General features: G+C 44.1%; 12 protein-coding genes. 6 read left to right on the top strand and 6 right to left on the bottom strand.

Annotated features, from left to right (window positions below):
* Positions 1 to 118 precede the first annotated feature (118 nt).
* Together A4R26_RS13085 and A4R26_RS13080 are read right to left on the bottom strand one after the other, a co-directional pair.
* Positions 119 to 901 carry a PI-PLC domain-containing protein gene (locus A4R26_RS13085; RefSeq protein ID WP_081164210.1) on the bottom strand — a complete coding sequence of 261 codons (783 nt, stop codon included), beginning with the start codon at positions 899 to 901 and terminating at the stop codon, positions 119 to 121.
* 406 nt (positions 902 to 1,307) lie between these two features.
* On the bottom strand, positions 1,308 to 1,943 hold the full coding sequence (locus A4R26_RS13080) for a DUF6266 family protein (protein WP_081164209.1): 636 nt from the start codon (positions 1,941 to 1,943) through the stop codon (positions 1,308 to 1,310).
* 378 nt (positions 1,944 to 2,321) lie between these two features.
* Here A4R26_RS13080 and A4R26_RS13070 point away from each other — a divergent pair, with 378 nt between their 5' ends.
* A complete protein-coding gene (locus A4R26_RS13070; protein WP_081164207.1) occupies positions 2,322 to 3,002 on the top strand; it encodes a 3-keto-disaccharide hydrolase in 681 nt (226 codons plus the stop codon).
* A 13-nt stretch (positions 3,003 to 3,015) separates the two neighbouring features.
* Here A4R26_RS13070 and A4R26_RS13065 read toward each other — a convergent pair whose 3' ends face one another.
* The 3 genes from A4R26_RS13065 to A4R26_RS13055 form a co-directional block, all read right to left on the bottom strand.
* Positions 3,016 to 4,167, bottom strand: a complete 1,152-nt coding sequence (locus A4R26_RS13065) for a hypothetical protein (protein ID WP_081164206.1) — start codon at positions 4,165 to 4,167, stop codon at positions 3,016 to 3,018.
* Between the two features lie 315 nt (positions 4,168 to 4,482).
* The gene (locus A4R26_RS13060) at positions 4,483 to 4,959 is read right to left on the bottom strand and encodes a hypothetical protein (protein ID WP_081164205.1); all 477 of its coding nucleotides are present in this window, start codon (positions 4,957 to 4,959) and stop codon (positions 4,483 to 4,485) included.
* A 119-nt stretch (positions 4,960 to 5,078) separates the two neighbouring features.
* Positions 5,079 to 7,889 carry a beta/gamma crystallin-related protein gene (locus A4R26_RS13055; RefSeq protein WP_081164204.1) on the bottom strand — a complete coding sequence of 937 codons (2,811 nt, stop codon included), beginning with the start codon at positions 7,887 to 7,889 and terminating at the stop codon, positions 5,079 to 5,081.
* 524 nt (positions 7,890 to 8,413) lie between these two features.
* Between A4R26_RS13055 and A4R26_RS13050 the strand changes: the two genes are divergently transcribed.
* From A4R26_RS13050 to A4R26_RS13040, 3 genes are all read left to right on the top strand, one after another.
* Positions 8,414 to 9,424: an SPFH domain-containing protein gene (locus tag A4R26_RS13050; protein ID WP_081164203.1), complete on the top strand. Its 1,011-nt coding sequence runs from the start codon at positions 8,414 to 8,416 to the stop codon at positions 9,422 to 9,424.
* A 21-nt stretch (positions 9,425 to 9,445) separates the two neighbouring features.
* Entirely contained in the window at positions 9,446 to 10,534 is a 1,089-nt protein-coding gene (locus A4R26_RS13045; protein ID WP_081164202.1) for a TFIIB-type zinc ribbon-containing protein, read from the top strand.
* 236 nt (positions 10,535 to 10,770) lie between these two features.
* Positions 10,771 to 11,202 (top strand): FKBP-type peptidyl-prolyl cis-trans isomerase, encoded by a 432-nt coding sequence (locus tag A4R26_RS13040; protein WP_242674896.1) that lies wholly within the window; start codon positions 10,771 to 10,773, stop codon positions 11,200 to 11,202.
* A 188-nt stretch (positions 11,203 to 11,390) separates the two neighbouring features.
* Here the strand turns inward: A4R26_RS13040 and A4R26_RS13035 are convergent, their stop codons facing one another.
* On the bottom strand, positions 11,391 to 11,750 hold the full coding sequence (locus tag A4R26_RS13035; RefSeq protein ID WP_081164200.1) for a hypothetical protein: 360 nt from the start codon (positions 11,748 to 11,750) through the stop codon (positions 11,391 to 11,393).
* A gap of 180 nt (positions 11,751 to 11,930) precedes the next feature.
* Between A4R26_RS13035 and A4R26_RS13030 the strand changes: the two genes are divergently transcribed.
* Entirely contained in the window at positions 11,931 to 12,203 is a 273-nt protein-coding gene (locus tag A4R26_RS13030) for a HipA N-terminal domain-containing protein (protein ID WP_242674895.1), read from the top strand.
* Positions 12,204 to 12,523: 320 nt separating this feature from the next.
* The coding region (locus tag A4R26_RS34620) for a HipA domain-containing protein (RefSeq protein ID WP_242674894.1) at positions 12,524 to 12,980 on the top strand (457 nt) is incomplete at its 3' end.

The raw sequence follows: 12,980 nt of genomic DNA, 5'->3' as shown, positions 1-12,980 counted from the left end.
CACCCTGAATGTTAAGATAGGCCTCCGGCCCGGCTTCTTTAAAATAAAATGGAGGAATGCATCTTTCGATAACATTCCTCCAGGTTCCAATCTTTTTATTCGAGCGCTTAGGAGCTGATTAACCTTTTAATTGTTGTTGCTTTTTCAGGAAAGCAGCGAGGGCCTTGATACTATCGGAGTCGATATAATCAACACCCAATTTAAGAACTTCGGTCCAGGCATCATCGAAATCAGGCACATTCCATAAACGTACCAGCTTTCCCAGGCTATGTGCTTTATTGATGTTCTTTTGCAGTCTTTCCAGGTCTTTTTCAGGAATAGGACCATTTCCTTTCCATTTTGAATAGTTGATAAAGTTATCGCTCAGCATGGCTATGCGCGATAACGCTTCCTTTGAGTAGCGGTTGCTTAACAAGCCATCGAACACTACAAATGAAGGATATGAGATATAGGTATTAGGGTAAGGTTTGTTACCGCTGATCAATACTTTAAATTTGGGTGAACGGGTAAGTTCAGGATACTTCTGTAAAAGATCTATTATTTTGTTCAACGCAGGAATTGCTTCAGATTTAATATCTACCATCAATACCAGCGAGCGTGAAGTATCGGCATAAGGATAGCCTTTATTGGTTTGAATATATCCCTGAATAGGTTTCAGGTATAACTCTTCCAACGTCCGGTGCTGGGGAATATCCCGCTCGGTATGGGCTACCAGTAATTCATCATTTGCCAGCATCACATCGGCTTCAACACTACCAAACTGCAGATTGTAGGCCGAGAAGAGCGGAGCCGACTGCTGGTAGTCATTGTGCGAGTGCGCATTGTTCGTTGAATAAGACTTGGGTTGAGCAAAGGCTGCCGAGCATGAAAAAGCAGCAACTAAAAACATAATCTTTCGCATAAAAATTGGATTGGATCTTTTTTGCAGGGTTAACAATTAATGTCCATCTGGCAATTCGGATACTTCCTGCAATCGGAGTGAAAATGATATTAGTGTGACGCAATATTACAAATTAAATGTCATTAACACACCTAAAACAAAAACAATACCACATACAAAAAAATTACTTTTTCAGGCAACCTTTCTGTCAAATAATTCATCGTGGTATAAATATGGAAAAAGTTATCCTATAAACGAAAACCGCTAAAAAATATTGCCAAATGCACTGTTATAACCCAGTGCCTGTAAAACAGCCTGACACACAGGCAACAATGCATGTTAAGCATGTATTAACCTTTGTATAGAAAATGCTTAAAGGTGTGCCACACTTTGAAAGTGTGACACACCTAATTAGGTAGAATGATGTTTAATTATTGATCGTTCCCAGGTATACGCTTGCCGACTGCCTGCTTCTGTCTGCAGCAACGAATGCCGCATAAATATGATAAGTTCGTTCAGGGATGGCAGACCGTATATGCAGTGTATCTGACCCGCTGTATTTGAACTGGCCGGTGATATTATAATTTGCTTCGCCATTTTCTATATCATATGCCAGCATCATTATCTGATCATAGGCCTCTTCATACCTTTTGTCAACCGCATCCCAAAGTATCTGCAATTCATCAGGCGCGGTCTTTACCGCCGTTATATTTGCCGGCAAGGGCAGATCGCCAAAACTTACCTGCACCAACGCCGGATCTATAACCATGTTCTTACCATCAACCACAAATGCATTTTTTAAAATACATGATTTGGCGGCAAGAAAACCTTCCACGGTTGAACTGTAGCCCTTATAACCCGCCCGCACAAATTCTATTACAGGCTGCAGCCAACGATGCGCCATGCCGAATTTGTTACGGTTTTGCTGCTCCATTTCATGTGGCGGAATTGTACGCTTATGGTACAGCGATTTCATATAAGGAATCCCTTTCCAGGAGGAGCCGATCACTGTACCTACTTTGCCTTTGAAGCTGCCGTTTATGCCATCAAAATAAGTTGCCATAAAGTTGATTTAATGGTGAAGATTCGTAATACAATATAGATTAATGGCATACAATGCAAAATATTTTAATACTTAACGTACATTAAACACATACAAAACGCAGAAAATGCCTGGGGTTTGTCTGGGTTTGGTCTGGGCTTGGTCTGCATTTGCCGTGCGATTTAAAGCACAGAAACCACAACCAGTCAGCCATCGTTTCCCTTACAGCCGGTAAAAAGAAAGACGGCCCCGGCCGGAAATGCCTGGTGGCAGCGCAATTGAAAAAAAGACCGTTTAAAATTGTGAAATTTCAAATTATCCGCGGCAGCTGGCCCCTGAGTTGCGCGGGATGAAAGCATTTCAGTAAATTTATCCCGCACCAACTTTACACCTTGCATTATGAAAAAAACGTTCCTCTTATCGATCATTGTTATTGCGCTTAATCACGGCACCGCCTTCTCACAAAACGTATCTTACTCCCTGTTCAATGGCAAAGACCTCAGCGGCTGGCATGCCGATGTTCCTGACATGGACAATAACCCTTCTGCTAAAAATCCTTTTGTTGTAAGAGACGGTATGCTGGTAAGCCTCGGAAATCCCAAGGGACATTTGCTTACCGATTCGGTATATAAGAATTACCGGCTGCAGGTAGAATATCGTTTTCCGGGCAAACCCGGCAATTGCGGCGTGCTTGTACATGCATCAACGCCAAGGGCGCTGTATAAGATGTTCCCGAAGTCACTGGAAGTGCAAATGATGCATGAGAATGCCGGTGACTTCTGGTGCATTCAGGAAGATATTACCGTGCCTGATATGGAAAAACGGCGTGGACCCAAAAATGAATGGGGTGTTTCCGAAGGGAAACAACGCCGCGTAAAGAACCTTACCGACAACTCTGAAAAACCATTGGGGCAATGGAATACCATGGTCATTGAATGCAAAGAAGATAACATTAAAGTATGGGTGAATAACGATCTGGTGAATGACGGTACCGATTGCACCGCCTCGCAGGGACAGATCGCTTTACAGGCCGAAGGTTCAGAAGTTGAGTTCCGGAAAATTGTGATCACCCGGTTGTGATAGCCGGAATACATCAGTCGCAGGGTATTCCAAACAGGTCGAGCCCATCGGCCCAAAAATGATCTACCGAACCTTTGGTATCTGCCCAATAAATGGCGCGGGACGGGAACTTACATTTTGATTTGTTATTTTTCTGTGCCCACAGAAAGTCATCGTTGTAGGTAAAATAAAACTCACCCACATGGGCAAATGTTTTGGTTTTTATACTGTCTGAATAGTCGCCCGGGTGCCGGGCATCGTAGTCCTGGATAGTTTTTTCTATTATACTGTAATCTTTTCCATAATTAAGGTCAATCAATTTGTCGGAACAAAAAACAGGATGGCCAATGGACTTCAGGGTTTTCCTGTCGAAACAAAATGCAAAAATATTGCTCATGCATTGGTCGAGCCCATATACAATATCCTTTACTTTGGTTTTCGTAAAACCTTCGGTGCCGTAAACATAGAACTCCCGGTCGAAGTATTGTCTGAAGGCGGTTTCCAGCTTACTGCTTTTCAGCAATTTATAATAACCGGAAGAATCGTACATGGTATGCGTTTTGGGGATGCCCTCCGTTGCATAAATACCGTCTGCTTTGGCAATCTCATTGAAGATACTATCGAGTAATCCCCTGCGTTCGCCAATGGCGCTCAATGGAACTACCAGGGCAGTGGTTTTAGGCGACAGTTCATATACGGGGTAGAATAGCTGCCGGTCATTTTCATAGGTCCATTTATCAAGACATTCATTGGGCACATCGTATTCATACAGCACACCTTTGGCGGTATCGAGGTAAACCCATTGAGCGGTAACGAAACGCTGGTTCTCGCTGCCTTCATCGGCAACATCGTGCCCGATCTGGTATACGAGGTATTCGGCGGTATCGGTTTTTACCACGCTATCAAAAAGCCATTCTTCATGAATATTGCTTTTCCGGTCGTACTTTATGATTTCATTTTCAGAAAAAGAAATATAGGACATCAGCATAAAATCAGTGCGGGAGATCGAAAACCCGGGATATTCAATTTGCGGTGGTTCCGAAATGTGGGTTTCTATAAGCGCATCGGCCTGCATGGTATCTATTGGGTTCATCTGGCCATTTACTAAAGCAGTTTCGGTTCCAATGGGGTTCTGGCAACCAGATAGCACGGTAATAAGGGTAAGGAACACTACCAGTTTGTTCATAGTTTAGGGGATTTCTGGGGCAAATGTCGGAAAAGGATTGGTTTATGCAAGGTTATAAGCACTTTTTCCTTCTGCCAGAACGGCATTTATCCTGTCATTACCTCGCCAGGCTCCGCTGTAACTCCGTGCGGTAAACGGGAATATCGGTTATTCCATTGTGTGACTGCCCCTCCAGGGTAATACGGGCATCCTGCCGTTTGAAATGGGATCGCAGTTTCAGAAATGAGCAATAATCAATCACTTCGTGGTGGTTACCATGAAAGATCACTACCGGCAATTTGCAATGCTTTAAGTAACTGTTTGTTTCGAACCTACTTACACCTCCGCATCTTTCATCATGTAGCCGGTGAACTTTCGTTTTACGCCGAGGTCTTTCAGTTCATGTATAAGATCGAAGATCTGATCGCTCGTCCAGCCGTCATCGCCATGGCGCATTTTCACTATTTTTTTGCCTTCATTATATAAGGTGCAAATGTTTTTATCTTCATTTTTCTTATAGGTATCGCCATGCTTATAGGTAAACTCTATGTTTGAGATCCCGAATACCAGTTCTTTTTTCTTCCTGATATAGTTGCGGTAAATAAAAATGAGCCTGCCCTTCTCTTTATCTACCTGCACCTCACTTAATCTTGATAAAAAAAGATTGTAAATAACGATCAGCGGTATAAAAATGCCACTCGCATACACGGCAATCATTGGCTTTCCCGTAACAAACGCTGCAACTGACATCACTGCCACATATGCAAAAATGTAGTACCACTCGCTTTTTGTATTGGCTTTGTAGATGGTCACGCATTATTATTTTTACTCATAAAGACGCTTGATAAAAAGAGCAGTTAAATATAATAATAATCCCGGTTCCGGTAAAACTGCGCTTACCCGAACCGGGACTAAAATTTATAATTTGTCTCTTACTTAATGAATCTTCCGGTAATCGTTTTACCGTTCTTCACCGCTGTTACTATATACAAACCTGAAGTCAGTTTAGAAACATTCAGGCTGTTGTTCACATTCTTCGCCTGCAATACTTCTCTTCCTGAAAAGTCGTACACTTTTATCAGCGCACCGGTAAGGTCCTGTTCGCTACGGAACCTTAGCTCGTTAAGTACGGGATTTGGATATACCTGCAAACCGGAAATACCAGTGATTAACCCAGGCTGTGGTTTCACCGGCGCTACCGCAAACACTTTGAGGGATGTTGTAACGTCATTGAAGCCATGGGTAACCAGGCATGGGTTGTCAGTGCTGAACGATTGCGAATTACCCGTAAAATTATCATTGGCAAATAACTGGATCTGGTAACCGCTGTTCACCTTCAATGATGAAATATCCTCGTTCAGAATACCTGACGCCTGTAACTGGCTTAGTGTATAATTTCCGGGGGCAAGCGCTATTGCATAGCCGCCATAATTGCAATCTTTATATACTGTAGCTGCTGATATAGCGCCTATGGCACTGATCTTAAGGGAAGAAGTAAGATCATTGAAATTGTTTGCCACCAGGCAGCTATTATCGGCCGTAATGACAACAGAAGTTCCGGCAAAGTTGTTGTCGGCAAATAATTCAACCTGGTACCCATTTGTTACGCGTAAGGAAGAAATATCATCATTGAGGATACCCACGCTTTGTAACTGGCCTAATGTATAACTACCGGGCAGTAAGCCAACAGCGGTGCCGCCGAAACTGCAATTCCTATAAACGGTTGCAACAGGCGTATTGGTAACTGTTACCGCTACCTGTGCAGAAGACTGCGAGCCGCGGTCATCGGTTGCAACAGCAGTAATAACATAAGAACCGGTTGCCACGTTGGTCCAGTTGTAGGCAAATGGCGCGGTTGTAGCTTCACCCAGTTTTGTACCGCCGTTGTAGAACTCCACTTTGCTGATAGTTCCGTCGTAGTCGGCTGCGTTTACGGTAATGGCAACAGTAGCTGGTGCCAGGTATTGAGCGCCTGCCAGCGGTTTCAGGAAGCTAACCGTTGGCGCCTGGTTCGTAAGCGACCTGATGCGCAGCGATGAAGTTGAATCGTTCAATCCAAAACTTACCAAACAGGCCGTATTGGCTGTAAAGCTGGTGTAGCTGCCCTGTAATGCATTGTTCTTATACAGCAACACTTCGTAACCGTTGTTAACGGTAAAGGAAGAAATGTCCTTATCAATAATGCCACTGGCCACAAGGTCAGCAACGGTATATGCCCCGGGTGCCAGGCTTATGGAATAACTTCCGGTATAATTACAATCCTTATAAAAAGTAGTTACCGCATTGGCGGTTCCACCGGCAACTGAACCATTGATGGCATAATACCCCAGCGAGCCATAGTTCGTATAACCGGTAGTGGCCGGATCGCCGGACCCGATACCTGTAACGGAGATAAAATACGTACCGGCAGAAAGCGTTGCGCTCAATGTCGCATTTAAACCATCAGGATTCGATGTGGCGAGCACATTTCCGGCGTTATCGTACAAAATAGCCAGCACATCGAGGTTGGGATGTTTTGTTGCCGGAGCGATGTTCAAAGAAACCGCGCCGCCAGTTGTTGTAAAGGTAAAAAAGTCGGCATCGCTGGTAGTTTCGATATTACCGGCAATAAATGCGCTTCCCGTACTGCTGATGGAAACCGTTGATGCGGCTGATCTCGTGTTACCATGGTCGTCAGCACGGAACCCTACCCCATTGGCATTGTTACCGATGATAGCCAGGTCGTCCTGCGTTTGGCTTGAGTTGGCATAATCGCCCTTGCTCCATTGTACAACAGGCTCGTAATAACCGGCGCCCATGATCGGCGCCCAGTTGCCCTGGCCTATGTAATATTCCTCAACGGGGTTTGTTCTGCCGTCATGACTCAGTCCGAAGGTATGCCCTACTTCATGCGAGGCCGCATCACCGGCGCCTTTAATACCGCCGTTAAAAACCCAGCAGGGCGTTTCATTGCCCCAGGTAAATGAATTCAGGTAAGCTACACCACCAGCACCAGGCGCAGCGGTATTGGTGGGAGTAAAAATGCAACGCATACGCCTGTTTGCCGGATAGCTGTTGTACACAGCTTCACTGGTAGTGATATTGAGTTTGAACGGACTGAAATCTTCGCTTACCAGTTGCCACACTTCGTACCGTTCTGCATCTGATAAAGTTGCCGGCGCCGCATTGATGGGGTTGCCGCCATTCCAACCGGTTCCTGAAACATATTGTCCGTCGAAATCGAGCAGCACACAACCATTGGCGTTGGGAAAGCTTTGCAGGCTGTATAACTGACCGGCGGTTAGCGCTGCTGCAGCACTTACTTTAGCGGCTGAAGGCGCTTTTTCATAATCGATACACAACACCTTCTGTATATCCGTTTCAGTAATGTAAATATTGCCGTCATTGTCTGAAGAATAAACAAATGCCCTCTTTGTTCGGCGTAAAATAATATTGCCTTCTGCCCTCCCGCCTTCAATACGAATAAAAAAAGAAGAACCGGGCACATTTTCTATTTCTCCAACAAGGTATTCGTTACCGGCAGCTGAAGATTGGCGGAAGTTGACCTTTCCGGGCAGTGAATATGCAGCGGTAACACGCAACATCAAACGACCCGTAACACGCTGTTGAGGTGTTGTGTTAATTTGTTTGCGAAGATCCGATAGCACATCGGTAGCCCGGCCCAGTAGTACCGGTTTTACCTGGCTATAGCCGGCCATGCCAAGCAGCAGCAGGCCGGATAGCAATAATGACAGTTTTTTCATAATACACTCGATTTTTAATGGTTAAATGAAAGCTCGTGTTGGGGAATGTGCATACAGTGCCTGTTCATGGTATTTTACCAGGAAACAGCTTGCCCGAATGGCATCATGAAGAAGGATTTCATTAGCGCCCGACTTGCAGTGGCAGGTACCCGCTGTACATTTTGTTGGGGAGGGAACGTTACGTAACAGCTATATACCTATGGCTATATTTTCATTGAAGCAATTACGTCGTATTACTTTTTCGTTGTATAACTTTTCTCATTCGGACAGGTTTTTATCTTAAGTGTTAAAGATATCCTGTTTAGCAAATTGCACGCAATAGTAAATGCCCCCGTTTTGGCCAGAGTTTAGGGTAGAAAGGCTGGCAAAGATCAAAAATTACTCACATTATCAAATACTTCCATTTAATTTTCGCCTGTATTGTAATTCTTAAACAGATTAGCGTAATTTTCTTCCAGGTTTCACTACTAATTGAGTGAATAAATAAACAACCAATTTCGACCAACTCCTAAAATCAACAGTATATGGGATTATTCGATTTTATCAGGAACCAGTTCATCGAAGTTATTGACTGGGTTGATGACACCAACAATACCGTTATTTATAAATTTCCCGATAAAGGCAACCAGATCATGAACGGCGCCCAGTTAACTGTGCGGGAATCACAGGTTGTGGTTTTGATGAATGAGGGCGAGTTTGGCGATGAATACAAACCTGGCCGGCATGAACTTACTACCCAGAACATGCCGATCACAACGCAGCTGAAATCATGGAAGTATTTATTCGAATCGCCGTTTAAAGTAGATATCTTCTATGTCAATACGAAACTGTTCACCAATCTGAAATGGGGAACTTCTAACCCCATTATCATGCGCGACCCTGAATTTAAACAGGTGCGTGTAAGATCATTCGGTACGTATACCATCAGGGTAAAGGATGCCAAAAAGTTCATAAAGGAATTTGCCGGCACCAACCCCTGGGTGTCTGTAGACGCCATCAGTGAGCAATGCCGTAATGCCATTACCAGCAAACTGGCTGAAGGCCTCGCTGAAGCAGGTGTTTCGGTACTCGACCTCGCAGCCAACTTCACCGAAATAGGCAATAGACTAAAACCCATCTTCCAAACTGATTTCGACGCCTGGGGTATTGAACTGGGGCAGTTCTATATAGAGAATGTGAGCCTGCCTGAAGAAGTGGAAAAAATGTTCGACAAGGCTACGCAGGTGAATATGATGGGCGACAAACTAAACCAGTTTAACCAGATGCAGGCTGGTATCGCCCTCGAAAAAATGGCCGATAACCCCGGCGCAGCAAACATGGGCGGTTTGGGAACCGGTATTTTACTCAACAACATGATGCAGGCAAATACGCAACCCCAGCCGCAACAACAGCAAAACGCAGGTAATGCTACTGCCGGCAACGATCACCAGAAAATGATCGATCTGTTGAAACAACTGGGTGACCTGAAAACAGCCGGTGTTATCACGGAAGAGGAATTCAACCAAAAGAAAGCCGAGATCTTAGGCAAGCTGTAACCGAATCCCTACGACCATCTTATGGAACAAGTACAACAAGATTCCCTGTTGCTATTCCCTTGCCCGGGATGCAAAGCACAATTATATTTCAACCCACAGCATCAGCAACTGGAGTGTGAATACTGCGGGGTAAAAGTAGCTATCGATAATGGCGCCGACCGCGTTAAGGAAAACAGCCTGCGCCAGCAAATGTCTGAAGCCGGCGACCCCACGGTTGTTATTGAGCAAAAAGTACATAAGTGCGATCGCTGTGGTTCGCAAACCGTTTTTGTTTCCGATACACCCACTTTTGTCTGCAGCTTCTGCAACTTCGAGGTAGTGAACCCGGTAGCTTATAAAACCCGCATCGTTCAGCCCGCTGGTATTATTCCTTTTAAAGTCGATCAGCAATCATCGATCAAAATTTTTAAAACCTGGCTGGGTAACGGCTGGTGGGCGCCCCGCGACCTCAAAGAGTTTGCGCGGCAGGATGCACTGCATGGCATTTATGTTCCCTTCTGGACCTACGATGCGCAAACCTATAGCCGCTGGAGCGGTTATGGCGGCCGGCATTATTATGTTACCGTAAGTGATACGGATGCCAATGGCAACAAAACCACCAGGCAGGAACAAAGAACGGAATGGATCTATCGTGAAGGGAACTACGAACAAGCCTTCGACGACATTCTTATTGGCGGCGCTACAGAATTAACACAAAACGAATACGAAAGTATTTATCCTTATAACCTCGAAGAACTGGTGAACTTCGACGCCCGGTACATATCTGGATTCAAGGCCGATGTATATGACATTGCAGTACAGGATGGATATGCAAAAGCCGAGGACTTTATGGAACGGGTGATCTATGACGAATGTGCGAACCTTTGCCGCATAGATACCTATCGCGACCTGGAAGTGGATACCACGTATGAAGGTCAAACCTACAAACATATTATGTTGCCGTTATGGGTTTGCTCTTATAAATACAAGAACAAATCGTATCACTTTCTTATAAACGGACAAACAGGAAAAATCTATGGCAAAAAGCCGGTATCGCCTGTAAAAGTAAGTATTGTAATAGTACTGGCGCTGGCGCTTATCCTTGCCATTTACTTTTTCTCACAGCAATAGGATAAAATGATCATGAATGGCTGACAATTTTTACTTCACAGCCAATATAGCGATGGCTTATGTAATTTATTGGTTAAGCAATTGAACCTTAATGCGTTTTCAAAAGAACGGCCGGCCACCGGGCTCATTCAATAAAAAGGCAATCATTGACTTATTGTTGAAATATAATGTGGAGTTGTGTATATATTTGTCCCTAAACTTAAAGATGCATGCGTTCGATCAATCTTGTTTTTAGTATGATATTAGCCCTCGCGCTCACGGGATGTAGTAATAAGGACAAAGGTGGTGGATGTACAACCGCAGCAGAAGATGATGCCAAAATGCAGAGTTATATAAGTGCCAATGGCATTACGGCTACCAAACATGCCAGTGGAATGTATTACCAGATCATTGAGGCGGGCAGTGGAGCAACCCCCACAGTAAGTTCAACTGTGAAAGCAACATATACAGGTAAATTCACCAACAACACTACCTTCGACGGGGGAACAGCAAGTTTTCCATTGTCGGGCGTAATTGCGGGCTGGCAAATAGGTATTCCACTTATCAACCAGGGAGGAAAGATAAAATTGATCATTCCGCCTTACCTGGGTTATGGATGTGATGATTACAGGGGTATTCCGGGCAATTCCATACTTGTTTTTGATGTGGAATTACTGGAAGTGCAATAAGCCAGGGGAGTGCAACAACTCCGGAACAATCTTCCAGCTGACGGCTTCATCCCAAAAAAGGGGATGTTTCAAAAAATAAACGAAACTCCCCCGGATCGATTAATTCCAGGCAGGACCGGCATACTTTTATCCGTCCGGCTGTTATTATGTAAGTGAATACGTTTACTGAGCGGAATAAAAATAAAATCCTATTTGGACAAAAAATTTCCCGGAAGCCGCAAGCCTTCTTCACTGGCTACGACCTTGAGCATAACCTTTTGAAGCCCTTTTGGAATCAGGTCGATTTCGGGTTGAGTAAGCGGCTGAAGCAGCTCAATGAATTCATCCTCGTCATCATAGTATCCGAACTGCAATACCCATCTGCTATCAGATAGCAGCCGGATGGCCATTTCTTTGTCCTCTTCATAAATATGCACTTTGATTACCGCCCACTGTTCGTCGCCCTCATCTTCAAAGTAAACGTCAACGGCATCTTTGCTCACTACTTCCGTAACGATCTTCTCCACCAGGGAGCCAGGATGTTTTTTTACCAGTTCTTCGTATGTCATATTGTTTGCCAAAAGTGTTACAAATATAATGAGTACCGGGGATTCGCTCTTTTAATTAGTTTTCGGGCAACAAAAAGCCCCTGAAAGTCAAGGGCAAAGGAGTGGAGTCCGCCGGCAGATTGTCGAGTCGCTCAGGAAAAGTTTTTTTTCAAAATCGGGAAGCAGGGATCATTTGGCAGGATGAGGAAGGATACGGGTTCCAATATACCCCTCATTATTTACAATCAAAATGCCAGTCCTGTTAGTCTTACACTGCCGCTTAGGCCCGAGCCGTATAAAAGTAATACCATGATTCCCTTTTTTGACGGTTTGATTCCTGAAGGATGGTTATTAAACATAACACTTAAAAATTGGAAACTGGACAGCCGGGAAAGGATGGGTTTATTATTGGTTGCTTGTAAGGATTGCTTAGGCGCGGTAAGTATTGAAGTCATTGAAACGAAAGAAGAATAATGAGTAATAAACGATGTTTATATTGTTATCAGCCTTTAGCTAAAGACACTGATGAGTTCCATGAAAAATGCTGCCGTAAATTCTTTGGCACTTCTGCCCCACCCCTCCTGGATTATGATAATGCGCAAATGCAGGAGTTGGCAAAGCAAATTGTAATCAAAAGCATTGCAGCAACCGGTGTATAACCCAAATTATCAATAACACTGGAAAAAATACCTGGCGACCCCAAGCATTCAAGGTTTACCATCGTTGGTCTTTGGGGCAGGTTCATATTGAAACCACCTACAGAGGAGTTCCCTCATTTACCGGAAAATGAAGACGTGACCATGCATCTTAGCAATGTGTTTGGTATCCCTTCAGTTGATCACAGCTTAATACGGTTAAGATCAGGAGAATTGGCATATCTCACAAAGCGGTTTGACCGAACTAATGACAGCAAATTAGCGATGGAAGATATGTGCCAACTAACGGAAACCCTAACAGAAGATAAATACCGGAGCTCTATGGAAAAAGTGGGAAAACAAATCCTGAAATTTTCATCACGCCCTGGCATTGATGCCATCACTTTCTTTGAAACTACATTGTTCTGCTTTTTAATTGGCAATGCTGATATGCACTTGAAAAATTTTGCACTGCTTACCAATGAAGATAACGATATTATATTATCCCCGGCCTTTGATTTGGAAAGTACCAAAGTAGCCATGCCTGAAGACAAAGAAGAAATGGCCTTAACTATTAACGGTCGAAAAAGAAAACTTAAAAAAAATGATTTTGATT

Source organism: Niastella populi (assembly GCF_002078015.1).
GTDB classification, from domain to species: domain Bacteria; phylum Bacteroidota; class Bacteroidia; order Chitinophagales; family Chitinophagaceae; genus Niastella; species Niastella populi.
This window is presented reverse-complemented; position numbering and strand designations above follow the sequence as displayed.

Excerpts from the sequence above, each read along its gene's own strand:
- A4R26_RS13080 (WP_081164209.1), bottom strand. The coding sequence starts at position 1,943 with ATGGCAACTTATTTTGATGGCATAAACGGCAGCTTCAAAGGCAAAGTA.
- A4R26_RS13055 (WP_081164204.1), bottom strand. The coding sequence starts at position 7,889 with ATGAAAAAACTGTCATTATTGCTATCCGGCCTGCTGCTGCTTGGCATG.
- A4R26_RS13045 (WP_081164202.1), top strand. The coding sequence starts at position 9,446 with ATGGAACAAGTACAACAAGATTCCCTGTTGCTATTCCCTTGCCCGGGA.
- A4R26_RS13040 (WP_242674896.1), top strand. The coding sequence starts at position 10,771 with ATGATATTAGCCCTCGCGCTCACGGGATGTAGTAATAAGGACAAAGGT.
- A4R26_RS13065 (WP_081164206.1), bottom strand. The coding sequence starts at position 4,167 with ATGAACAAACTGGTAGTGTTCCTTACCCTTATTACCGTGCTATCTGGT.
- A4R26_RS13030 (WP_242674895.1), top strand. The coding sequence starts at position 11,931 with ATGAGGAAGGATACGGGTTCCAATATACCCCTCATTATTTACAATCAA.
- A4R26_RS13050 (WP_081164203.1), top strand. The coding sequence starts at position 8,414 with ATGGGATTATTCGATTTTATCAGGAACCAGTTCATCGAAGTTATTGAC.
- A4R26_RS13085 (WP_081164210.1), bottom strand. The coding sequence starts at position 901 with ATGCGAAAGATTATGTTTTTAGTTGCTGCTTTTTCATGCTCGGCAGCC.
- A4R26_RS13035 (WP_081164200.1), bottom strand. The coding sequence starts at position 11,750 with ATGACATACGAAGAACTGGTAAAAAAACATCCTGGCTCCCTGGTGGAG.
- A4R26_RS13070 (WP_081164207.1), top strand. The coding sequence starts at position 2,322 with ATGAAAAAAACGTTCCTCTTATCGATCATTGTTATTGCGCTTAATCAC.